This window comes from Arthrobacter sp. SAFR-023 (assembly GCF_051965295.1).
Taxonomy (GTDB): domain Bacteria; phylum Actinomycetota; class Actinomycetes; order Actinomycetales; family Micrococcaceae; genus Arthrobacter.
Genome location: NZ_JBQCMF010000003.1, coordinates 166,584 through 188,847, shown reverse-complemented (window position 1 = coordinate 188,847; position 22,264 = coordinate 166,584). Strand labels below are relative to the sequence as shown.

The window sequence follows — 22,264 nt, the reverse complement described above, 5'->3', positions numbered from 1 at the left end:
GCCTGCCGTCAGCCTGCCAGCTGACCGCTTCCTCCCCCCGACATTGCCAGCTTTTCGCAACCATTCAAGGAACTGACATGACTGAACAGAACACCGCGTTCCCGTCCGCCTCCATCCTCGGCTACCCCCGCATCGGCCGCCGCCGCGAGCTGAAGAAGGCCGTTGAAGCCTACTGGGCAGGCAAGATCGACGCCGCTGCCCTGGACGCCGCCGCCAAGGAGATCCAGCTGGGCACCGCCAAGCGCCTCCAGGGCCTCGGGCTTACCGAAGCCGCAGCAGTTCCGGGCACGTTCTCCTTCTACGACCAGGTGCTCGACGCCGCTGCCCACGTCGGCGCCGTTCCCGCCCGTTTCGGCAACCTCCTCAACGCCGAGGGACAGCTGGACATCGACGGTTACTTCACCCTGGCCCGCGGCAACAAGGAACAGCAGCCGCTGGAAATGACCAAGTGGTTCGACACCAACTACCACTACCTCGTGCCCGAAATCGGCCCGGAGACCAACTTCTCCCTGACCTCCAACCGGATCGTTGAAGAATTCGAATACGCCCTCGCCAACGGCGTGGAGACCCGCCCTTACATCGTCGGCCCCGTCACCTTCCTGCTGCTGAGCAAGGCTTCCGACGACGCCCGCGCCGGCTTCAGCCCGCTGTCCCGCCTCGAGGACGTCCTGCCGGTCTACACCGCGCTGCTCGGGAAGCTGGCAGCTGCCGGCGCCAGCTGGGTGCAGCTGGACGAGCCCGCCCTGGTTGTGGACCAGGACACCCCTGAGCAGGAGATCCAGGCCGCCGTAGCCCGTGCCTACGAGGTCCTCGCCGCTGCCGCCAGCCGGCCGCAGCTGTTCGTCTCCACTCCGTACGGCGCACTGAACGGCCAGCTGGGCACCCTTGCCGCCACCAACATTGACGCCCTGCACATCGATGTCTTCAAGGGCGAGGTTCCCTCCGCCGCAGCCCTGGCAGCGCTGGGCACCAAGACCCTGGTTGCCGGCGTCGTGGACGGCCACAACATCTGGCGCAACGATCTTGCCGCCTCGGCCAACAAGATCGCCGAGCTGCAGAAGAGCGTCGCCAAGCTGGCCATCAGCACCTCCACTTCCACCCAGCATGTCCCGCACGACGTCGCAGAAGAGACCCAGCTGTCGGAGCAGCTGCGCAGCTGGCTGGCTTTCGCCGACCAGAAGGCCGTTGAGGTTGTGACCCTCGCCGGCCTGCTGACCGACGCTGCGGCAGTCCAGCCGGCTATCGACGAGGCCACCCGCGTCATCGCCTCCCGCGCCGAAGCCGAGGGCGTACGCCGCGCCGACGTCCGTGCCCGCACGGAGGCCCTGACCCCGGCCGACTTCAACCGCTCCGAGTACGCGGTCCGTGAAGCCGCCCAGGAAGCAGCCCTGCACCTGCCGCCGCTGCCCACCACCACCATCGGCTCCTTCCCGCAGACCTCGGAAATCCGTTCGGCCCGTGCCCGTAACAACAAGGGTGACCTGACCAACGAGCAGTACGAACAGCTCATGAAGGACGAGATCAAGCGCGTTGTGGAGCTGCAGGAAGAGCTCGGCTACGACGTTCTGGTGCACGGCGAGCCCGAGCGCAACGACATGGTCCAGTACTTCGCCGAAAACCTTGAAGGCTTCGACGTCACGGTCCACGGCTGGGTCCAGTCCTACGGCTCCCGCTGCACCCGCCCGTCCATCCTCTGGGGCGACGTCACCCGCAGCGCCCCCATCACCGTGGCCTGGGCGGAATACGCCCAGTCCCTGACCAACAAGCCGATGAAGGGCATGCTCACCGGTCCCGTCACCATCCTGGCCTGGTCCTTCGTCCGCGACGACCAGCCGCTGGGCGAGACCGCCAACCAGGTGGGCCTGGCCCTGCGCGACGAGATCGCCGACCTCGAAGCTGCCGGCATCAAGATCATCCAGGTCGACGAGCCAGCCCTGCGTGAGCTGCTCCCGCTGCGCAAGGCCGACCAGCCCGCCTACCTGGACTGGTCCGTCAACTCCTTCCGCCTGGCCACTGCCGGCGCTGCAGACGCCACGCAGATCCACACCCACCTGTGCTACTCCGAGTTCGGCGTGATCATCGACGCCATCGACGGCCTGGACGCCGACGTGACCTCGATCGAAGCCGCCCGCTCCCGCATGGAGGTCGTCCACGACCTCGAGTCCCACGGCTTCGGCCGCGGCGTGGGACCCGGCGTTTACGACATCCACTCGCCGCGCGTCCCGGGCGAGCAGGAAGTCACCGAACTGCTGAGCACCGCCGTGAAGCACGTCCCGTCCCGCCAGCTCTGGGTCAACCCGGACTGCGGCCTGAAGACCCGCGGTTACGCCGAGACCGAAGCGTCCCTGCGCAACCTGGTCGCGGCCACCAAGACGGTCCGCGCCGGGCTGCTCGAAGGCGCCAAGTAGTAAAAAGCAGAAGAACGACGCCGGCTGGTCACCTCAGGTGACCAGCCGGCGTCGGGCGTTTAAGTACTTACCTCAGGACTCCCAGACGATTTCGTCGTCCACGACGCCGTCCTCGTCCGCGGACGCCACCAGGACCTCGTCGGTGAAGTGCTCGCCCAAGGTGAAGTCAAGGACGAAGTAGCGCTCGGGCTGGCCGGGGTAGATTCCCACGTGGCCGAGTTTCAGGGCCTTGAGGAACACCGCATGGGTGAGCTGGCTCTTCTCCTTCACGCCGAAGACCTTCTGCAGGTGCTCGTCCTTGATGGCGTTGCAGTGGAAGCGGAGGTATTCCTGCGGGCTGGTGCCCTCCTGCTCGAGCTCCTCGGCGATCATCTCCCTGACCTCGTCCACGAGTTCGGGGAGGTACCGCAGCCGGTAGTCCACCTTGTGCATGGCCGCTTCGTCGAAGTGGTCATGGGCGTTGATGTTCAGGTCCAGCTCAAGGCGTTGTCCGGCCAGCTCGTGCTCCGCGGCAACGTTATGGTCCCTGCCGTGGTTCAGCTCGATTACTCCGAAGTGCTGGCTCGCTACCTTGGTGGTCATATCTTCAACATAGACCCGAAAAGCAGAGCATTCCAGCATCGGGGATCATTTAACTGACTGCCCCAGGCCGCCCATCGTTTCCGCCAGCAGGTCAACGAACAGCTGTACCCGGGCCGTCTTCTTGTCGTTGATGAGCAGCGCGAAGACGTTGCGGGCCAGCCGGATTTCCGGGACGTCCAGCACCACGACGCCGGCCGGCCGGTGCAGCAGCGCAAGTTCCGGCACCAGTGCTGCCCCCAGCCCGGCGGCCGCCATTTCAAGGCTGGCATGGAAGTCGTCGCTGTAGGCCACCACGCGCGGGTGGAGGTTGCAGCCGGCGAAGAGGCGCTCAATGACGGTGGCATCGCTTGTGCCCGGGTGGTGCATGATCCACGGCATGTCCGACAGATGGTCCGCGGCCACCCTCGCCTCGGTGCGGAATCCCCAGCCGGCGGGGAGGACCACGCGGAAGTTGTCGTCACCGATCCACTGCCGGTTGATGGTGTGGGGCCAGGCCAGCCCGGACTGTCCCACCTGGTACACCAGCGCCACATCCGTGTCACCGCCGGTGCGCAGCCCCTGGATGGTTTGGGCGGGTTCGGCGACGGACACCCGCAGGTCGATGCCCAGGTCCTTCCATGCGGCACTGCGCAGGATCCGCGGCAGCACGTAGGTGGCGAGGCTCGGGAAGGTGCCCAGCCGGAGCTCCTGGCTCGTGGCGTCCTGCGTTTTGGACGCTGCAGCCATCAGCGCCTCGATGTCCGTCAGGACCTTGGCTGCGTGCCGCGCCATCACCATCGCGGCGTCCGTAGGAACCACGCTCCGGGCGGAACGCTGGAACAGGCGAACGCCCGTGTCACGCTCCAGGGCAGACATCTGCTGGGACACGGCTGAGGCGGTGTAGCCAAGCCTGCTCGCGGCGGCCGCGAAGGAGCCCAGCCGCGTCACCTCAAGGAGCGTCCTCAAATGCACGGGGTTGACCACCAGCCAACCTTACCGGGTGCTCAGTGGCAGAAAAAGCGCTGGAAAAAGGCCACCCATCCGGCGCGCAGTACGGCTCCGAATTGCCCGTAACTACCAATTCCCCGGCAACTGTTCAGCAGAGGAGCAAAGATTGTCACCGAGCCCAGCATGGAGTGCAGACGAGAGGCGGCGGGTCGCCGTCGTCGGAAGCGGAGTGGCGGGCCTGACGGCCGCGCATATCCTCAGCCGCCGGGACCACGTGACCCTGTTTGAGTCGGATTCCCGGGCGGGCGGGCATGCCCACACGCACGACGTCCGGCAGGACTCGGGGAGCCTGTCCGTGGACACCGGCTTCATTGTGCACAACAACCGCACCTACCCGAACCTCATCCGGCTGTTCGCGGAGCTCGGCGTCGAGACGCAGGATTCGGACATGACCATGAGCATCCGCTGCGACGGCTGCGGTTTGGAGTACGCCGGGGCCAAGGGCGCTTCCGGTGTCTTTGCCAGGCCTGCCAACCTCGCACGGCCCCGGTTCCTGCTGATGCTTGCCGAGATCCTGCGGTTCTGGCGGAAGGCGCGGGCGCTGCTGGCCGCCGGCGCGGACGGTGAGGGACAGGAGGAAACGCTGGGCGAGTTCCTTGCCCGCGAACGCTTCAGCGACTACTTCACCTCGCACTTCATGGCGCCCGTGGTCAGCGCGGTCTGGTCCTGCGATCCCACCACGGCGCTGGCCTATCCCGCACGGTATCTCTTTACCTTCCTCGAACACCACGGCATGCTCGGCGTCAAAGGATCACCGCAGTGGAAGACGGTGAAGGGAGGATCCCGGCGCTATGTTGACCGTGTGGTCGACGGTCTCCAGGATGTCCGCCTCTCCACTCCGGTCCTTGCCGTGCGCCGGATCCCAACGGGAGTGGAGATTACGACGGCGGCCGGAACCGAGCACTTCGATGCCGCGGTGATCGCCGCCCACCCCCGCGAAGCACTTGCCTTGATGGCGGAACCGACGCCGGCGGAGGTCCAGATTCTGGGGCACATCCCGTATTCCGTGAACCGCATCAAGTTCCACCGCGATCCGGCGGTCCTGCCGCGCAGCGGCGCTGCCCGCGCGTCGTGGAACTACCGGCTGCCGTCCTGCGCTGCCCGTCCCGGACACGTGCTGGTCAGCTACGACCTCACCCGGCTGCAGCGTCTTACCCCCGGCGACGGCGGCAGTTACATCGTGAGCCTCGGCGAATCGGAACTGATCGAGCCGGAGTCCGTGCTGCAGGACCTTGTGTACGAGCACCCCCAGTACACGCCCGAATCCATGGCGGCCCAGGAGCGCCTCGGGGAGCTCGGCGACCACCGGCTTGCTTTCGCGGGGGCCTATCACGGCTGGGGATTCCACGAGGACGGCGCCGCCTCCGGGGTGCGCGCGGCGGCCCAGCTTGGCCGCGCCTGGGAGGACCCATTCGCTCCTGATTCGAAGCCAGCGGCTACGGACGCCGGGCAGGACTCGGAGCTGGTCCAATGAGCGCGGCCATCTACCGGACCAGGATCCGCCATGTGCGGCGGGATCCATTGAAGAACGCCTTTACCTACCGCAGCTACAGCTGGTACGTCGACGTCGATGACCTGCCAGAACTGCCCTGGTGGTTGCGGCCGCTTGCAGGATTCCATGCGAGGGATCATCTGGGGGATCCCGCGGCGAGCATCCGCGAGAACGTGGACCACTTCCTCGCCGTGAACGGTGAAGAGCCCGACGGCGGCGCGGTCACCATGCTGGCCAACGCCAGGGTGCTGGGACACGTCTTCAACCCGATCACCATCTTCTGGTGCCACCGTGCCGACGGTGCGCTCCGTGCTGTCATCGCCGAGGTCCACAACACCTACGGCGAACGGCACTGCTACCTTCTGCACCCGGACGGCGCCGGCCGTGCGCGCACCGACAAGGAATTCTTTGTGTCCCCGTTCAATGAGGTGGACGGCAGCTACCGGATGAGCCTGCCCGAACCGGCGGGAGAGCTCTCGGTGGCAGTGGTGCTGGAGCGCGCCGGGCGCAAGCCTTTCACTGCCACCATGACCGGGGTCCGGCGGCCCGCCACAGCCGGCAGCATCCTGGCGGCGGCGGCCGCGGTTCCGCTTGCGCCGCTCCGCCTGGCTCTGCAGATCCGCTGGCAAGGAATCAAACTCTGGGCCCGCGGGTTGCCCATCACCAACCGTCCCGACCATCGAGCACAGGAGGCCGTCTCGTGACTCTCACAGATCCGTCATACACAGATCCGTCATACACAGATCCGTCATACTCTGACCCCTCTTACAGGGACCATTCACAGAACGCACCAGGCGAGGCCTTCCGGGTGCCGCCGGCGCCGGAGACCGTCGACGCGGCGGTGTGGCCCGGCGTCGCCCGTCCGCCCGCGGGGCTGAAGGCGCAGGTGGCCGGCAAGGCTGCGGATTCGCTGTTCCGCGCGGCGGTCCGCCGCCTGCCGCTGCGGGTGGAATACCCCGACGGCACGGTCCTGGGCGCCGGCGGTGCAGGCGCGCCGGTGATGACCGTGGTGCGTCCGGTGGACTTCGCGGTCCGGATCGGCGACAACGGGCTGATCGGGCTGGGGGAGTCCTTCATGGCGGGGGACTGGGAGGCTTCCGACCTCGCCGCCGTCCTTGAGGTCTTTGCCTCCCGTGTGGACACGCTCATCCCCGCGCCGCTGCAGAGACTCCGGAGCCTGTACCTGCCGCGGGCGCCCCGGCAGGAACGCAACACCGAGCAGAATACCCGCGGCAACATCTCCCGGCACTACGACCTCTCCAACGAGCTGTTCGGCAGCTTCCTGGACCGGACCATGAGCTACTCGTCGGCCCTGTTTCCGGCCTCGGCGGGCCAGCTGGCTGAGGTGGGCTGGGACGCCCTCGCGGCAGCGCAGCACGCCAAGATCGACAGGCTGCTGGACAAGGCGGGGGTGGGGCAGGGCACCCGGCTGCTGGAGATCGGAACCGGCTGGGGCGAGCTGGCCCTGCGGGCCGCAGCCCGGGGGGCCACCGTGTACACGGTGACGCTCTCCAGTGAGCAGCAGGCGCTCGCGCAGCAGCGGATTGAGGAAGCCGGCTTCTCCGGTCAGGTCACTGTGGGCCTGCAGGACTACCGCGCCGTGGAAGGCGAGTACGACGCCGTCGTCTCCGTGGAGATGATCGAAGCGGTGGGCTACGAATACTGGCCCGTTTACTTCCAGACCATCGACAGGGTACTGGCGCCCGGCGGCAAGGTGGCCATCCAGGCGATCACCATGCCGCACGGCCGGATGCTCGCCACCCGCAACGCCTACACCTGGGTGCACAAGTACATCTTCCCCGGCGGGTTCCTGCCCTCCGTGCGGGCGATCGAGAGCGTCACGGAGCAGCACACCACACTCCGCGTGCGTGAGCGCCGGGGGATGGGCGACCACTACGCCGCCACGCTGAGGCTGTGGGAGGAGCGGTTCCTGCAGCGTGCGCAGGAGGTGCGCGCGCTCGGATTCGACGAGGTCTTCCAGCGGATGTGGCTGTTCTACCTTTGCTACTCCCGGGCCGGCTTCCAGTCCGGATATTTGGATGTGCAGCAGATCGTCCTGGACCGCCGGGAGGCTCAGCTCTAGCCGCCGGGAGGCTCAGCCCCAGTCAGCCGTCTGCTTAATCACAGTGGGGGTTCCGAGGCTTGCTTCGGGACCCCACTGCTGTGTTCCGGCCCACCCAAAAGGTGCCCCCGGAGGTGCCGCGACACGCCGTCTTCGGGCCGACACGCTGTGGTTTAAATGTGGGGAACTACTCCACAGGGTGTGGATTCCGTCCATCAAAAACCCGGAAATCCGGACATTTTGAGGGCACCGGCCTGTGGATTAAAAGTGCATTAAATGACATACTTGTAATACATCATCTTGGGGTCCCATCCGGGGCCGCGCACTACATGTAGTATCGACATACAGATTGAGCGGGAGACCGGCGCAGCCAGTACTGGACAGTAAGGTCCGGGCAGAGTCCACCGCTACGATGCCAGAGATTTTAATACCGAGACACCAGCAAGGTCTCAGAAGAGTGCAGCAGCAGTGACTTCAACAAAGGGGACAGGAACCATGACCGTTACGGTTTACACCAAGCCGGCCTGCGTACAGTGCAACGCCACCTACCGTGCACTGGACAAGAAGGGTATCGCCTACCAGAGCGTGGACATCTCCCAGGACGCGGACGCCCTTGAGCGCCTGAAGTCGCTCGGCTACATGCAGGCTCCGGTCGTCGTTACGGACCAGGACCACTGGTCCGGTTTCCGCCCGGACAAGATCGAAGAGCTGGCGCTGAGCGCCTCCGCTTCTGTGGCCTGAGGCTACGCCCACGCCGTTTCCGGCAGAGAATTCGCACGTAGATGAGGTGACTCCCATGGCTGCGCCGGCACTTACCGATGCGCCGGCCGCAGCCCGTGCTGCGGACACGACGTCCGTCAACCAGACACCGCCCGTGAACCATACTCACAGCCGCCTCATCTACTTTTCCTCGGCCTCCGAGAACACCAGCCGCTTCATCGCGAAGCTTGGTGCGGACGCGGCCAGGATCCCCCTGCACCCCAAGGATGAACCCCTTGTTGCCTGTGAACCGTTCGTGCTCGTGGTCCCCACCTATGGCGGGACGGGCGGCGAGGGTTCAGTGCCCAAGCAGGTCATCAGGTTCCTGAACAACCCGGACAACCGGCGCCTGCTCCGCGGCGTCATCGGGGCCGGAAACACGAATTTCGGGGACAACTACTGCATGGCGGGCGACATCATCGCCGCCAAATGCAAGGTCCCCCACCTATACAGGTTTGAACTCATGGGTACGCCGGAAGACGTCGCCCGTGTACAAGAAGGATTGGAAGAGTTTTGGACACGACTGTCGCAGACACAGAAGTAACCAGGCCCGAAGGAAAGGACGCCTCTATGGACACGGCTGTCGAAAAGCAGGAGAAGCCGGCGCTCCCCGCTGCCTACAAGGGCCTGGGCTACCACGAGCTGAACGCGATGCTGAACCTGTACGGTCCGAACGGCGAGATCCAGTTCGAGGCTGACCGCGAGGCGGCCCACCAGTACTTCCTGCAGCACGTGAACAACAACACGGTCTTCTTCCATGACCTGGAGGAGAAGCTCGAATACCTGGTCAAGAACGACTACTACGAGCGCGAAACCCTCGACCAGTACACGATGAACTTCATCCGTGACCTGTTCAACCGCGCCTACAAGAAGAAGTTCCGGTTCGAGACCTTCCTGGGCGCCTTCAAGTTCTACACGTCCTACACGCTGAAGACGTTCGACGGCAAGCGTTTCCTGGAGCGCTACGAGGACCGCGTGTGCATGGTTGCCCTGCACCTGGCCCGCGGCAACGAGCAGCTGGCCACCCAGATGGTGGACGAGATCATCGAGGGCCGCTTCCAGCCTGCCACCCCGACGTTCCTGAACGCCGGCAAGAAGCAGCGCGGCGAGCTGGTCTCCTGCTTCCTGCTCCGCATCGAGGACAACATGGAGTCGATCGGCCGCTCCATCAACTCCGCGCTGCAGCTGTCCAAGCGCGGCGGCGGCGTGGCGTTCGCGCTGACCAACATCCGCGAGGTCGGTGCGCCGATCAAGCAGATCGAGAACCAGTCCTCAGGCGTCATCCCCGTGATGAAGCTCCTCGAAGACAGCTTCTCCTACGCCAACCAGCTCGGTGCCCGCCAGGGCGCCGGTGCCGTGTACCTGCACGCCCACCACCCGGACATCTACCGGTTCCTGGACACCAAGCGGGAGAACGCGGACGAGAAGATCCGCATCAAGACCCTTTCACTCGGCGTCGTGATCCCGGACATCACCTTCGAGCTGGCCAAGAAGGACGAGGACATGTACCTGTTCTCGCCGTACGACGTCGAACGCGTCTACGGGATGCCGTTCTCCGACGTCTCGGTCACCGAGAAGTACTACGAGATGGTGGACGATTCCCGGATCAAGAAGACCAAGATCAAGGCGCGCGAGTTCTTCCAGACCCTTGCCGAGATCCAGTTCGAGTCCGGCTACCCGTACATCATGTTCGAGGACACCGTTAACCGGGAGAACCCGATCGACGGCAAGATCATCATGTCCAACCTGTGCTCGGAGATCCTCCAGGTCTCGCAGCCCACGACGTACCACGATGACCTGTCCTACGACGAGACCGGCAAGGACATCTCCTGCAACCTGGGCTCGCTGAACATCGCGAAGACCATGGACTCGCCGGACTTCGGCCTCACCATCGAGACGGCCATCCGTTCGCTCTCGGCTGTCTCGGACATGTCCAACATCACCTCGGTGCCGTCCATCGCCCGCGGCAACGACCAGAGCCACGCGATCGGCCTGGGCCAGATGAACCTGCACGGCTACCTGGCGCGTGAGCGGGTCCACTACGGCTCCGAAGAGGGCCTGGACTTCACCAACATCTACTTCTACTCCGTGGTGTACCACGCGGTGCGGGCCTCCAACCTGCTCTCCATCGAGACCGGCCAGACGTTCGGCGGCTTCGAGAAGTCCAAGTACGCCTCCGGTGAGTTCTTCGACAAGTACACCGAGCAGGAGTGGGTGCCGCAGACCGAGAAGGTCAGGGAGCTCTTCAAGGACGTGCACATCCCTACGCAGGAGGACTGGCGCGCGCTTAAGGCTTCCGTCATGGAGCACGGCATCTACAACCAGAACCTGCAGGCCGTCCCGCCCACCGGCTCCATCTCCTACATCAACAACTCCACCTCCTCGATCCACCCGGTGGCGTCCAAGATTGAGATCCGCAAGGAGGGCAAGCTGGGCCGCGTGTACTACCCGGCGCCATACCTGACGAACGACAACCTGGAGTACTACCAGGACGCGTACGAGATCGGCTACGAGAAGGTCATCGACACGTACGCCGCCGCCACTCAGCACGTGGACCAGGGCCTGTCGCTGACCCTGTTCTTCAAGGACACCGCCACCACCCGCGACATCAACAAGGCCCAGATCTATGCCTGGAAGAAGGGCATCAAGACCATCTACTACATCCGTCTCCGCCAGCTCGCGCTGGAAGGGACGGAGGTTGAGGGCTGCGTTTCATGCATGCTTTAATCTTCAACTAAATCGTAACCGGTACGACGGCGGGTGCCCGCCCGCCGTCGTACGCTTTAAGTAAGAACCAACCCAACTTTTTAGGGGATGACATGACCGAGAAGGTCAAGCTGCTGAGCCACGTCGAGGCGATCAACTGGAACCGGATCCAGGACGATAAGGACGTTGACGTCTGGAACCGCCTGGTCAACAACTTCTGGCTGCCGGAGAAGGTGCCGCTGTCCAACGACGTTCAGTCCTGGAACACGCTGACGCCGGCCGAGCAGCAGCTCACCATGCGTGTTTTCACCGGCCTGACCCTGCTGGACACCATTCAGGGCACCGTTGGCGCTGTCTCCCTGATTCCGGATGCACTGACCCCGCACGAGGAAGCTGTCTACACGAACATCGCGTTTATGGAGTCCGTGCACGCCAAGAGCTACTCCTCCATCTTCTCCACGCTGGCCTCCACCAAGGAGATCGACGAGGCCTTCCGCTGGTCCACTGAGAACGAGAACCTTCAGAAGAAGGCCCAGATCGTCATGGACTACTACCAGGGCGATGATCCGCTGAAGCGCAAGGTCGCCTCCACGCTGCTGGAAAGCTTCCTGTTCTACTCCGGCTTCTACCTGCCGATGTACTGGTCCTCGCGCGCCAAGCTGACGAACACCGCAGACCTGATCCGCCTGATCATCCGCGACGAGGCAGTGCACGGCTACTACATCGGCTACAAGTTCCAGAAGGGACTCGAGAAGGTCTCCGAGGCCCGCCGGCAGGAAATCAAGGACTACACCTTCGAGCTGCTCTTCGAGCTGTACGAGAACGAGGTCCAGTACACGCACGACCTCTACGACGGGGTGGGCCTGGCCGAGGACGTCAAGAAGTTCCTGCACTACAACGCCAATAAGGCGCTGATGAACCTGGGCTACGAGGCCATGTTCCCGGCCTCCGTCACAGACGTGAACCCGGCGATCCTCTCGGCGCTGTCGCCGAACGCCGACGAGAACCACGACTTCTTCTCGGGTTCGGGCTCGTCCTACGTCATTGGTAAGGCAGTCAACACCGAGGATGAGGACTGGGACTTCTAGTTCAGCAGCCTGCGTATTTGAGTACGGTGTGAGGTTCCACGGGACATGGCCATTTCCCAATTTAGATGGCTATGTTTCGTGGAGCATGGCCGAATCACAGTTACAGATGGGCATGTTCCTTGGTGGTAGTTGGACACCAACTACTACCTGGCGGGATGCTGGTCTAGGTCCGCTACACATCACCCACGCCGTGTCGTAGTCAACTGGACTGGCCGAGGCTGACGACAAGATTGATCGCCACGGCGACCACGAAGGTGGCGAAGAAGTAGGAGAGCAAAGCGTGCCCCAGGGCGATCCTGCGGGAGGGAGTGGATGACTCGTTCACATTGCTCGCGTTGTATGCCATGCCGATAGAGAATGCTGCGTAGGCGAAGTCGCTGTACGACGGGTCCTCGTCCTGGTTGAAGCGGAAGCGATGGCGGTCGTCGTGGTAGTACATCCGAGCGTACTTGAACGCGTAGACAGTGTTGACGAGAGCCCACGCGAGCACCACGCCGAGAGCCGCCAGGATCGCCGCGGCCACACCGATGGGGTCCTTCTGCTGGCTGCGGATCAATGCAAAGACGACCGCCACGAGACTGACGAACGTCGCGCCTGTGATGAGGGAGTCAACGAGCCGTCGAGACCGACCTTCCTGGCGGGCTAGTTCACCTGTGGCCTCCGGACCAGCGGGCCACGCCTTAGCCCACGCCCAGATCAGGAAGACGCAGCCGGCGACAGACCATCCGATCAAGGGCGCGAGTTCGGGAGCACCGAGCAACGCCGGAACGAGTGCGATAACGAGACCGATGACGGCCGAGACCAGAGCCTTGCGATCAATGTGCGACATTGAAGAAGTTGCCTTCCAGCCTCGATTGACCGTGAAGGGGTCCGATGGCCCGCCGCCTTGGTCAGAGCGCATCTCAACATCACGGAATATCACAGGACCTACGGATTCCTTTGTGTTCACAAGGAACCGGGGGTTCAGAGCCCCAATTGTACGCGGTCGCCCCCACCGCCGGGCTTCGTTGCGGCCGGCGTTACCGTCCGCCTGGAGAGGTGTACTTGGTGGCACATCGTTCAACCCCGTGTCCGGGCTACTCACGCAACACTCGGGAAGCCGGAAGCGGACGTCCCGGTCGTGTCACGATCTCTGTAGCCTGCACATGGCGCACCTATGCGCTGTTGAAGAGTTCGTCCGTCCCCCGATTCGTGGTCGAGAATCCAGGAGGGCAGTGGGGGTGACTATGCGGCATGTACCTCCTAGCGCGGAATCTCACATACGGCCCCGCGCCCATTCGGATGCGGGGCCGTTCTTGATTTGCGCTTCGACAGTCCCGCGGTGGTGTCAACTCGGAGAGAAGCGTGCGTTGTTGTCAGGTCGATAATAAGGGTGCTACTGTACTTGTTATCAGGTTGATAACAACGAATGGAGTCCCGATGAACGCCTTGCTCGACTGGATGAACTCCGCAGCAATCCCTAACCTTCTCGGCAATCCGGTGAGCTGGATCGAGATGATTGGCTTCGTCACCGGCGCTGCCTGCGTGTACGGAGTCGCCCGCCAAAAGCTTTGGAACTGGCCGGTCGGGATTTTGAACAACCTGGCGTTTATCATTCTGTTCCTGGGGGCCGGTCTCTACGGTGAAACCGTGCTGCAGGTCATCTTCGCCGCCCTTGCTGTCTACGGCTGGTACAACTGGATGCGCGGCAGCGTCGCCACCGAGGGCAGGAACGACCTTCTCATCCGCGACGCCTCCCGCAAGGAAATTCTCCTCGGCCTCGGCGCCACCGCCGTGGGGACCGCCGCCGTCGCCATGATCCTCACGCACGGAACTGACTCCCAGGTCCCGTGGCCCGACGCCTTCGTCTTGACTGCCTCCCTCGTCGCCACCTACGCGCAGGCCAAGAAGATCTTCCAGCACTGGCACGTCTGGATCCTCATCGATGTCGTGTCCATCCCGCTGTACTTCAGCCGGGGACTGACACTCACCGCCGTCCTCTACGTCGGATTCCTCGTCCTGTGTGTCTACGGACTTATTGGCTGGAAGCGCACCCGCGGCTTCCAAGCGCCGGCCAGCACTCCCGAAACCGTCACCGCAGGAGCCTGAGATGTACAAGAACTCCATGGTCATCGGCAAGTTCTACCCGCCCCACACCGGCCACGCCCACCTCATCGCCACGGCAGCCGCACGGTCCGAGAACGTCTCCGTCCTCGTCCAGGGCAACCGCTTCGAATCCGTCACTGTTGCCGAACGGACCAGCTGGCTGTCAGAAGAGTTTGCAGACACTGCCGGAGTGCAGATCATCGGAATGCGCAACGACTGTCCCGAGGACTACCAGTCGGACGAGATCTGGAAGGCGCAGAACGAACTGATGCGCCTGGCACTGAAGTCCAACGGGGTCACGGCCGTCGATGCGGTCTTCAGCTCCGAGGAGTATGGCGTCCGGCTGGCGGAGGCCTTCGGTGCGGAGCACGTTCTTGTGGACCTGTCGCGCTCCACCTACCCCATCAGCGGGACTTTGTGCCGGGAAGACCTCGGCGCCGCATGGCCCTACATCATTGCCCCGGCCCGGCAGGAACTGGCCACACGCATCATCATCGTCGGCGCTGAATCCACCGGCACCACCACCTTGGCCCGGGCGCTCAGCGAGCACTACCGGCCCCGCTTCCCCCGGCTCGCGGATGTGCCTGAATACGGCCGCGAGTACACGTACGAGAAGTTCGACGCCCTGCGCACCCAGAAACCGGACGCTGTACTGGAGGAGATGGTCTGGACCGAACAGGACTTCGGCCGCATCGGTGCACGGCAGAACGAGATGGAAAACGCCGCCGCCGACCTCTGCCCGCTGGTCATCGCCGACACCGACTCCCTGGCCACCACCCTCTGGGAGAGGTTCTACATCGGCGAACACAGCTACGGCTCCTACCATGCCGCCGAACAGCTGCCCCACCGGGACCTGTACCTGATCACCGATCATGAAGGAGTGGACTTCGAAGACGACGGCTGGCGTGAAGGGGAACACCGCCGGGCCGAAATGACCGAATGGTTCAAAGAGACCCTGACCGAGGAACGGCACTCCTGGATCTTGCTCAACGGCGACCACTCCCGGCGCATGCAGACCGCGACCGAGATCATCGACCTGATCCTGGCCCAGCGGAGCGGCTTCGCCTCCCCGCCCTGGGCCACGCGCACCGTCCTGGACGGAGCCCAGGCTTGAACCGCGAATCGGGAGACGAGCGGGAATTCCTCGAAGCCCATAAACCGAAGGATTACCCCTCGATCGCGCTGACCGCGGACCTGGTGGTCTTCGCCGTGGCCGGGGGAGTGCTGCACGCCGCCATGGTCCGTCGCGGCGGCCACCCCTTCAAGGATGCGCTTGCCCTGCCCGGCGGCTTCGTCGGCCCTCACGAGTCGGCGGAGCAGGCCGCCTACCGGGAGCTCGCCGAGGAAACAGGCCTGGACCTGGGGGGCTTGCCGGTTCACGTCGAACAGCTGGCCACGTACAGCGACCCGGGCCGGGATCCGCGGATGAGGGTGGTCTCTGTAGCCCACCTGAGCCTGCTCGCCACCGACGGCCAGTCCCTGCCGGATCTCTCGGCCGGCTCGGACGCCGCGGCCGCCGCCTGGCATCCTGTTCACGATGTTCTCCACGGCACGGACCTGGCCTTCGACCACACCACCATCCTGAGGAACGGCCTGGACCGGCTGGCCGGAAAAATAGAGTACACGACCGTCGCCGCCCGAATGCTGCCCGAAGAGTTCACCATGACGCAGCTTCGCACCGTGTACGAGGCCGTCTGGAACACCACACTCGCGGCCGGGAACTTCACCCGAAAGATGCTGCCCCAGCTCCAAGATACCGGCCGGAAATCCAAGGCTTCGATCGGGGCACCCGCGGCGCTGTTCACCGCCACCGACCGGTATATTCATCCGCCCTTGGCGAAGCCGGCCAGCAAGTAGGGGCAGCTGGCGCAGGTTTCTCGTATTTTAGGAGGGAGCAGCATGTGGGAGTCGGTGCCTGAGGGCCTACCGGCCCAGGGTTGGGGCGAGCTTGATGAGAACGGCTGGGGTGCCCTGATCGGCTGGGCTGCCGGTCCGGAGAACCTCCGCCGGGGACCCCGGCAGGACGACAGCGCCAGAACGGTGGCCGTGGCGAGGACTGGTACGGACGGAAGCGTTGTGGAGTCCGTCGAAGCCTTTACCGCTGAGGACCGACGAATCGTCGAGGAGGAAGCCAATGCGTATCTGACCGACGCCGGTGTGGAGCAGCGTCCTCCGGGTTTCCGCTGGTTCGTCAGGCTCCCCGCCCAGTTCTTCAGTTGGGATGAGTTCTCGGCGGCCGTCACCCGATCTGTCTACGCCCAGGAGCCCCAGCCGGTCCACCCGTCCGAGATCGCACCCGTGATGAAGCGGTCCATTCAGCGGCTGTACGCCGGCCAGCAGGACGGGGACTCCAGGCCGCGCTGAAATTGTCCGCCGGGTCCGGATGCAAGGGGGGGAATGCGTTCCGGACCCGGCGATCTGAAGCTCAGGTTCGCGGCTACCTGAGCTTCAGTGACAAGACCAGTGTGTACCCGGCACATTGTGAAATGCGTGGTCCACCTGAGAGCCGCCGCCCACTTTGACCCCCTGTTTGAGGGGGCTGGGGGAGGCCTCCAAGGTTTTCCCAAGCGCCTTTAGGGCCAGATACTGCCCCTGCCCTGACGTCGCCGCCCGGGCATCGATCCGCCTCCCAATCATCGATCCGCGTCCCAATCGACGAATAGCTTCGGGGACAGCGGGTTGAGTTGCCTTGGAAAGCGTTCTGTGCCTGCGCAAACGCGTAGCCGTATTGGACGAAAAACAGGTAACTGCCACTGCTGTTCTATTTTCTGACGGGGTGTTAACTATGAGGCGGGCGGATATCAGTGTTGAAGCCCTCCGGACGGTCTGCCGGCGTCCGTCCGGGTCAGGATAGCCGGGCTTGGCGCACTCCCCAGCAGGTGCCCGGCCCGGCTACCCGTCGGGGCTCCGGCGGTGTCACCTGCCCAGGGCCGAAGCCTCCTCGCGATAAGACCTTCGCCTATCTTGCCTGAAACTTTCGCCGATCTTGCCCTAGCGGAGTGAGCATTATCTCGAGCCTAAGGGGGTGAACATCATGGCTGACGACAAAGAGCTGCTGGACTGGCTGTCTCCCCGCAAGCAGCGGGAAATCGACAACCAGGCCGCGTTCCTGCGCTACCTGCTCGAGCGTGAAGACGCCGCCGCTGCAGGGGGCGACAAGTCCTAGGCATTCGCGGGACGGCGAGAGGACCGCGGATGGTTGTGGCCCCCACCGCGAAGGCGGGCAGGCCCAGCAAGTTCCTGGCAGACGCGGGGACAACGCCTTTGCGCTAGCTGACGAGCCAGCGCATTGCCGAGGCCTGCCGCCTGCTCGAAACAACCGGCCACCGCAGCTGACGCGGGAGGCGTAGTGGCCAGGAGCACGCCCCTGAGTGCAGCGCGCCGGGTGGCACAGTGCGCGGATGGTAAGTACCGTCGTCGTAAGAACCAACGCGCAATCAGTCAGGGGCAGCATGAGCAAGAGCAGCAGGAACCGGAATAAGCGCAAGGGTCCCGCTGGCACCGGAGGTTCCCCCGCACGCGGCTCTTCGCCCGCTTCCCTGAGCTCGTTCCGGGCCGGGCGGGCCGTGGACTCGCTCGCGCCGGCGTTTGTCCGGTGGTTCGACGACGGTGCTCCGGGCGCTGCTGCCACCGCCCTGGATTGCTTGGCAGCCATAGAAAGCGTCATGGGCCGGTACATGGACCGGGTGGCCGCTGCTGACCTGACACGCCTTGATCCTGCAATCCTGGCCGACGCTCTCGCTGCCGATCTCGCCGTCACAGAGGCAGACGACGACGACCGAGGTGAGTTTGTCATCGCCGCTGTGCACGGGTTCGTTGACTTTCTCGCGGACACCGACCGGTGGTCAGGGCCAGTGGAACAGCTCGCCGACGTCGTTGAGCTGCTCAACGCCCTTCTGGGGGAGACGGACGATTGGCGCCTCGTCGACGTGCCCGTTATTTCCGACGACGACGCGCTGAAGGTCTTCTCGGAGCTCCCCTTGATCCAGCGGACCACGGCACTGCTTCAGTGGATAGGCGATGCGAAGCCGGTGACCGGAACCGGTGCACTCCGGACGAAGGACATCGAAGCAGCGGCTGCGTGCGTCGGACTGAAAGCCAGGGGCGGCCCCAAACAGGCTGGGGTCCCGCAGGCCGGGAATGGCGGTTCGGAGAGGCCCGTGCCGACAGTCCGCAGCATGTACGAGGTGCCGCTGCTGGCGCAGGTGTGGGAGGCGCTGGCCCGCACTGAGCTGATCAAGGTCGGCTCAACGAAGGCGGCGCCGTCACCGGCCACCGCCGTCTTCCTGGCCGGCGACACCCCGGACCGGCTGGAGGAGCTGGTGTTCTTCGTTGACCAGTTCCTCTCGGCCTCCGTACTCGGCTACGACCCTGAACAGCCGTGGGAAGTCCTCGTTGCCGCGACGGTGGCATCGATCCTGCTGGCGGCGGCCTCGGCGGATCCCCCGCGAAGGGACACTGTGCTGGACCCCAGGACCGGTGCGTCACCAGAGGAAAGGGCGACGGTCGAGGCGCTGAAGGCCGCGGCCATGGGCCAACTGGAAGCACTCGCCGAGCAGGGCATCCTGACGATCGACACGCATTTCCGGGTACCGCCTGCCCTGGTCCGGTGCATAGCGAGCACCTATGAGGACGCAGCGGTCCTGGAGGACCTGGGCCTGCTGGACATCCCGGACCTCGATCTGGATTCCGAGGATGCCTAGGAAGACCCAAGCTTTTTGAGGCGGAAGCGGAGCTTTGATGCGCGAGCGGGGTCATCGCCGAGGGCTTTCGTTTCCTCTATGTACTGGTGCCCAAATTCCTTGAGAAGAAAATCATCGACAATCCGCACGTGTCCGGCAGGAAACTTGTAGTCCATTCTTTCGCGGACAAAATTCCAGTCCGCGCTGCCGATCAGGTCCACGGCTTCCTCCACGGTTGTGATATTCACCGCATTGAGCAAATTCACCAGCCAGTCATATTGTTCTTTTTTACTGCGCGGATGGTCCGGGAGTTCGGCCACTAGAACCTCTGCCAGCGCGTCCGAGGTTATGGGCTCGGCGCGGCTGCGTGCGTCGCCAGGAATGCTCGCGTCTTCCCGGGCAACAGCCTGATGGATTTTCACGAATTCGTTGTCTGCCAATTCAAGGAGGCCAGAAGCCAGCGTAAACGCGCGGTCGATTGCGGGCGGTATGGCACCAACAGCCTTGTAGCGGATATCGTGCTCGAATTCTGCCCAAGCGTGCTGCAGAACAGTCTTCACCTGGACCTCGAAGCGCTGGCCTATGCAGCCGGCACATCCAGTGGGCGTGCTGTCCGCCCCTACTTCAAGAACCAGATGGTGGGCCGCGTACCCAAGAACGCCCTTGTTGACCTGCTGTGCCTTTTTGTCTGTATTCTCCAAGACCCGGAACTGGCCTGTCAGGGCGGAAACAACATTGGCTACGTCGGGCTCAATGTAAGTGATCACGCGAACGGCCAAAATATCGTCCAGGTCGTCCAACCCGTTGGGGTATTTCAGTGTGCCTTCGGACCCGATCTTACTGAGCTTTCCTTTGACCGATTCGGAGCTCTTCACACGACCTTTAACGAGGTGATAGTTGAGGCCGTCGTCCCGTAAGCGGGCTTCGATAGCCGCTTGAATTGCCGTGAGCGAAGCGGATAAGTGAGCATGCTGTTCCGTCAGCCTCGCAACTTGGGCGTCGATGGCGACACCAATTCGGGAAATACGTTCCTCGTCACTCATGCCCGCCCCCATGTTCCCCCAAACCCGTTAGGCGACAGCCTATCCAACGGGCTTCGCGCGCACTATCGGGTATACGGAAAAATTCCCGAATAGGCCTTTCGTTGCCACTGGCCCATGCAAAAGCTCAGCATCGGTGCCAAGCTGGTTGCATCCGCCTGAATCGGCAGTTGATAAGGAGCGCTGGTGTCATGCCCAAGACCGGCAAAAACGATCACGCGCGCAAGGACGAGCTTCCGTCGACCCTGCAGCGGTCTGAGCAGAAAGCCCAGGACACCTTCGCCAAGACCTACGTTTCAGCCCTTGAGTCCTACGACAACGACGAGAGCCGGGCCGCCCGGACAGCCTTCGCATCCCTCAAGCACAGCTATGAGAAGGTAGGCGACCACTGGGAACCCAAGGAGAAGCGCGGCCCGTCTGACCAGCACGCGGAGGAGGGACTGGATTCAGCGGTCCCCACCGCCGGAGGCGTGGACGCAAACGCTTCCAAGAATCACCTTTACAAGCGAGCCCGGGAGCTGAACATCGGGGGACGTTCGAAGATGGGCAAGGACGAACTTGTCGAGGCGATCCAGAAAGCCAACGATGCCGCCACCCGGAAGGCCCGCGGGGACTGAACCTACCCTTCCCTGGGGCGGCAGTAGGAGGATCCCGACGGCGTGCGCTCCAGCACGCCGTAATCGATCATGTAGCGGCGCAGCAGCACCACATCGTCGGTGTAGCCCAGGAGCCGTTCATTGACTTTTCGTTCGGAGAGTTCCTCGCCCGGTTCGAAGGTCTCGCCGGCGATCCAGGCCAGGAGCTCCCGCCGTTCCTCCTGATTGGCCGGATACCTGTCGATGCGGCCAAGACGCATGAAGCGCGCCACTCCCGTCTGCGCCTGGCGTTTAGGCTGCTGTGTGAGGAGGGCGTGAAAGATGGACTCGGAGGCCTCCAGCTCATCGCCGGCGCTCCGTTCGACCAGTCCAGCGTCGAGCAAGGCGGCGATGGCCCGGTCCCGCCGTTGTCCAGCAGGGCCGGAAGACACATCATTGCGAGTGGCCCCAAGGACAATTTGGGCGTAAACGGTCCGCGCGTCGCGGTTGCCGAGGGCTGCCATGACCCGCCGCCAGTGTGGCCCGCTCTGCCTGGTCTCTCTGTTCACGGAACTTCCCCCCTTTGCTCTGGTGCTTGCAGATTTTGCTGTGGCGCTGCCGGAACGGCGCCCGTCAGCGCTGGCGGTTTAACAGCAAAAATCGTAGTCCCGGGCCGGGCAGGCCGAAAGGGCCACACCTGGTCATGCTGGCTGCTCTGGCGCCGGGCCGTCGTCGTGATGTGAAATGGTGCTGGGAGAGCACCGTGAGGATAAATCTCTGTGAGCGGGCCTGAAACGGCAGAGAACAACCTGGGCTATTGCGCTGGCCGTGTTGGGCGCATGGCTTTATTGAAAGTCATACCAATGGTCCAGGTGGCCCACTCACCCTGAGGGGGTGCTCCGCCGCCCGGTGCGAGGCATACTTGGGAGGGCCTGCCACGCCAACGGAAGATTCTGATGACGACACACTTAGCCATACCGAACGTCACCCTGAAGAACGGGGTCCAGGTCCCGCAGCTCGGCTTCGGCGTCTTCCAGGTTCCGCCTGAACAGACCCAGCGCATTGTCGAGGACGCACTCGAAGCCGGCTACCGCCACATCGACACGGCCGCGGCGTACCGGAACGAGGCCGCCGTCGGCGCCGCCATCGCTGCCTCGGGGATTCCGCGTGCGGACATTTTCCTCACCACCAAGCTGCGCAACGGCGAGCAGGGCGTGGCCCAGGAAGCCTTCCAGAACAGCCGCCAGGCCTTGGGCGTCGACTACGTCGACCTGTACCTGATCCACTGGCCGGTGCCGTCCCGGAACCTCTTTAGCGAGGCATGGAAGGCGATGGAGAAGCTGCATGCCAGCGGCCAGATCCGCGCGATCGGCGTGTCCAACTTCCTGGCGGACCACCTGGAAGCACTCCTTCGAAGCGCGGACGTGATTCCGGCGGTCAACCAGATTGAGCTGCACCCGACGTTCCAGCAGTCCGAACTGGCCGCGAAGAGCCGCTCCCTGGGCATAGCCGTGGAGGCGTACAGCCCGCTGGGCCAGGGGGCTGATCTGGACGCGGGGGCTGTGACATCCGTTGCCGGCAAGTACGGCGTCACCCCCGCCCAGGTGGTGCTGGCGTGGCACCTCGCCCAGGGCACCATCGTCATTCCCAAGTCAGCCAACAGCGGCCGCATGCGGGACAACCTTGCCGCCGTCGGCGTGGCACTGACACCTGAAGAGATGGCCCACATCACCGCCCTCGAAGCCGGTGCACGCATCGGTTCTGATCCCGCCGTCGCCGCCCACAGCCAGATGTAAGG

Annotated in this window: 21 protein-coding genes; 16 read left to right on the top strand and 5 right to left on the bottom strand. The window is 64.0% G+C overall.

The genetic code is table 11. The features are described from left to right. Positions 1–77: 77 nt before the first annotated feature. The gene (gene metE, locus ACTHQX_RS05090; protein WP_440156007.1) at positions 78–2,408 is read left to right on the top strand and encodes a 5-methyltetrahydropteroyltriglutamate--homocysteine S-methyltransferase; all 2,331 of its coding nucleotides are present in this window, start codon (positions 78–80) and stop codon (positions 2,406–2,408) included. Between the two features lie 72 nt (positions 2,409–2,480). Here metE and ACTHQX_RS05085 read toward each other — a convergent pair whose 3' ends face one another. Together ACTHQX_RS05085 and ACTHQX_RS05080 are read right to left on the bottom strand one after the other, a co-directional pair. Beyond that, positions 2,481–2,990 (bottom strand): DUF2004 domain-containing protein, encoded by a 510-nt coding sequence (locus ACTHQX_RS05085; protein WP_236803619.1) that lies wholly within the window; start codon positions 2,988–2,990, stop codon positions 2,481–2,483. A gap of 45 nt (positions 2,991–3,035) precedes the next feature. Continuing rightward, entirely contained in the window at positions 3,036–3,953 is a 918-nt protein-coding gene (locus ACTHQX_RS05080; protein WP_440156009.1) for a LysR family transcriptional regulator, read from the bottom strand. A 130-nt stretch (positions 3,954–4,083) separates the two neighbouring features. On the opposite strand from ACTHQX_RS05080, the gene ACTHQX_RS05075 reads away from it, so the two are divergent. From ACTHQX_RS05075 to nrdF, 7 genes are all read left to right on the top strand, one after another. Next, positions 4,084–5,451 carry an NAD(P)/FAD-dependent oxidoreductase gene (locus ACTHQX_RS05075; RefSeq protein ID WP_440156010.1) on the top strand — a complete coding sequence of 456 codons (1,368 nt, stop codon included), beginning with the start codon at positions 4,084–4,086 and terminating at the stop codon, positions 5,449–5,451. Then, a complete protein-coding gene (locus tag ACTHQX_RS05070; protein WP_440156012.1) occupies positions 5,448–6,173 on the top strand; it encodes a DUF1365 domain-containing protein in 726 nt (241 codons plus the stop codon). Before ACTHQX_RS05075 ends, ACTHQX_RS05070 begins: the two co-directional genes overlap by 4 nt. A gap of 104 nt (positions 6,174–6,277) precedes the next feature. Then, positions 6,278–7,552: a class I SAM-dependent methyltransferase gene (locus ACTHQX_RS05065; RefSeq protein ID WP_440156192.1), complete on the top strand. Its 1,275-nt coding sequence runs from the start codon at positions 6,278–6,280 to the stop codon at positions 7,550–7,552. Between the two features lie 474 nt (positions 7,553–8,026). Further along, a complete protein-coding gene (nrdH, locus tag ACTHQX_RS05060; protein WP_076802586.1) occupies positions 8,027–8,272 on the top strand; it encodes a glutaredoxin-like protein NrdH in 246 nt (81 codons plus the stop codon). Positions 8,273–8,327: 55 nt separating this feature from the next. Beyond that, positions 8,328–8,834 (top strand): class Ib ribonucleoside-diphosphate reductase assembly flavoprotein NrdI, encoded by a 507-nt coding sequence (nrdI, locus tag ACTHQX_RS05055; protein ID WP_440156013.1) that lies wholly within the window; start codon positions 8,328–8,330, stop codon positions 8,832–8,834. A gap of 26 nt (positions 8,835–8,860) precedes the next feature. Beyond that, the gene (gene nrdE, locus ACTHQX_RS05050) at positions 8,861–11,017 is read left to right on the top strand and encodes a class 1b ribonucleoside-diphosphate reductase subunit alpha (RefSeq protein WP_440156014.1); all 2,157 of its coding nucleotides are present in this window, start codon (positions 8,861–8,863) and stop codon (positions 11,015–11,017) included. Between the two features lie 92 nt (positions 11,018–11,109). Then, entirely contained in the window at positions 11,110–12,084 is a 975-nt protein-coding gene (nrdF, locus tag ACTHQX_RS05045; RefSeq protein ID WP_111905624.1) for a class 1b ribonucleoside-diphosphate reductase subunit beta, read from the top strand. Positions 12,085–12,283: 199 nt separating this feature from the next. Here the strand turns inward: nrdF and ACTHQX_RS05040 are convergent, their stop codons facing one another. After that, positions 12,284–12,913 carry a DUF1345 domain-containing protein gene (locus ACTHQX_RS05040; RefSeq protein WP_236803606.1) on the bottom strand — a complete coding sequence of 210 codons (630 nt, stop codon included), beginning with the start codon at positions 12,911–12,913 and terminating at the stop codon, positions 12,284–12,286. A gap of 590 nt (positions 12,914–13,503) precedes the next feature. On the opposite strand from ACTHQX_RS05040, the gene pnuC reads away from it, so the two are divergent. The 6 genes from pnuC to ACTHQX_RS05010 all read left to right on the top strand — a co-directional run bounded on the left by pnuC (position 13,504) and on the right by ACTHQX_RS05010 (position 18,872). After that, positions 13,504–14,172 carry a nicotinamide riboside transporter PnuC gene (gene pnuC / locus ACTHQX_RS05035; protein ID WP_440156016.1) on the top strand — a complete coding sequence of 223 codons (669 nt, stop codon included), beginning with the start codon at positions 13,504–13,506 and terminating at the stop codon, positions 14,170–14,172. A gap of 1 nt (position 14,173) precedes the next feature. Beyond that, on the top strand, positions 14,174–15,283 hold the full coding sequence (locus ACTHQX_RS05030) for an AAA family ATPase (protein ID WP_440156018.1): 1,110 nt from the start codon (positions 14,174–14,176) through the stop codon (positions 15,281–15,283). Further along, a complete protein-coding gene (locus tag ACTHQX_RS05025; RefSeq protein ID WP_440156020.1) occupies positions 15,280–16,026 on the top strand; it encodes an NUDIX hydrolase in 747 nt (248 codons plus the stop codon). The genes ACTHQX_RS05030 and ACTHQX_RS05025 overlap by 4 nt, the downstream gene beginning before the upstream one ends. A 42-nt stretch (positions 16,027–16,068) precedes the next feature. Continuing rightward, complete coding sequence (locus ACTHQX_RS05020; protein WP_236803596.1) at positions 16,069–16,533, top strand: DUF5956 family protein; 465 nt, start codon at positions 16,069–16,071, stop codon at positions 16,531–16,533. Positions 16,534–17,203: 670 nt separating this feature from the next. Beyond that, complete coding sequence (locus ACTHQX_RS05015) at positions 17,204–17,335, top strand: hypothetical protein (protein ID WP_307028946.1); 132 nt, start codon at positions 17,204–17,206, stop codon at positions 17,333–17,335. Positions 17,336–17,621: 286 nt separating this feature from the next. Beyond that, positions 17,622–18,872, top strand: a complete 1,251-nt coding sequence (locus tag ACTHQX_RS05010) for a hypothetical protein (protein WP_440156022.1) — start codon at positions 17,622–17,624, stop codon at positions 18,870–18,872. On the opposite strand, the gene ACTHQX_RS05005 is transcribed toward ACTHQX_RS05010, so the two are convergent. Then, entirely contained in the window at positions 18,869–19,894 is a 1,026-nt protein-coding gene (locus tag ACTHQX_RS05005) for a GTP pyrophosphokinase (RefSeq protein ID WP_236803592.1), read from the bottom strand. The genes ACTHQX_RS05010 and ACTHQX_RS05005 overlap by 4 nt on opposite strands. A 188-nt stretch (positions 19,895–20,082) precedes the next feature. Here ACTHQX_RS05005 and ACTHQX_RS05000 point away from each other — a divergent pair, with 188 nt between their 5' ends. Then, positions 20,083–20,508, top strand: coding sequence for a ChaB family protein (locus tag ACTHQX_RS05000; protein WP_440156023.1), 426 nt, complete (start codon positions 20,083–20,085; stop codon positions 20,506–20,508). A gap of 2 nt (positions 20,509–20,510) precedes the next feature. On the opposite strand, the gene ACTHQX_RS04995 is transcribed toward ACTHQX_RS05000, so the two are convergent. Beyond that, on the bottom strand, positions 20,511–20,990 hold the full coding sequence (locus tag ACTHQX_RS04995) for a DUF2087 domain-containing protein (protein ID WP_236803588.1): 480 nt from the start codon (positions 20,988–20,990) through the stop codon (positions 20,511–20,513). 432 nt (positions 20,991–21,422) lie between these two features. On the opposite strand from ACTHQX_RS04995, the gene ACTHQX_RS04990 reads away from it, so the two are divergent. Beyond that, positions 21,423–22,262, top strand: a complete 840-nt coding sequence (locus ACTHQX_RS04990; protein ID WP_440156025.1) for an aldo/keto reductase — start codon at positions 21,423–21,425, stop codon at positions 22,260–22,262. Positions 22,263–22,264: the final 2 nt, after the last annotated feature.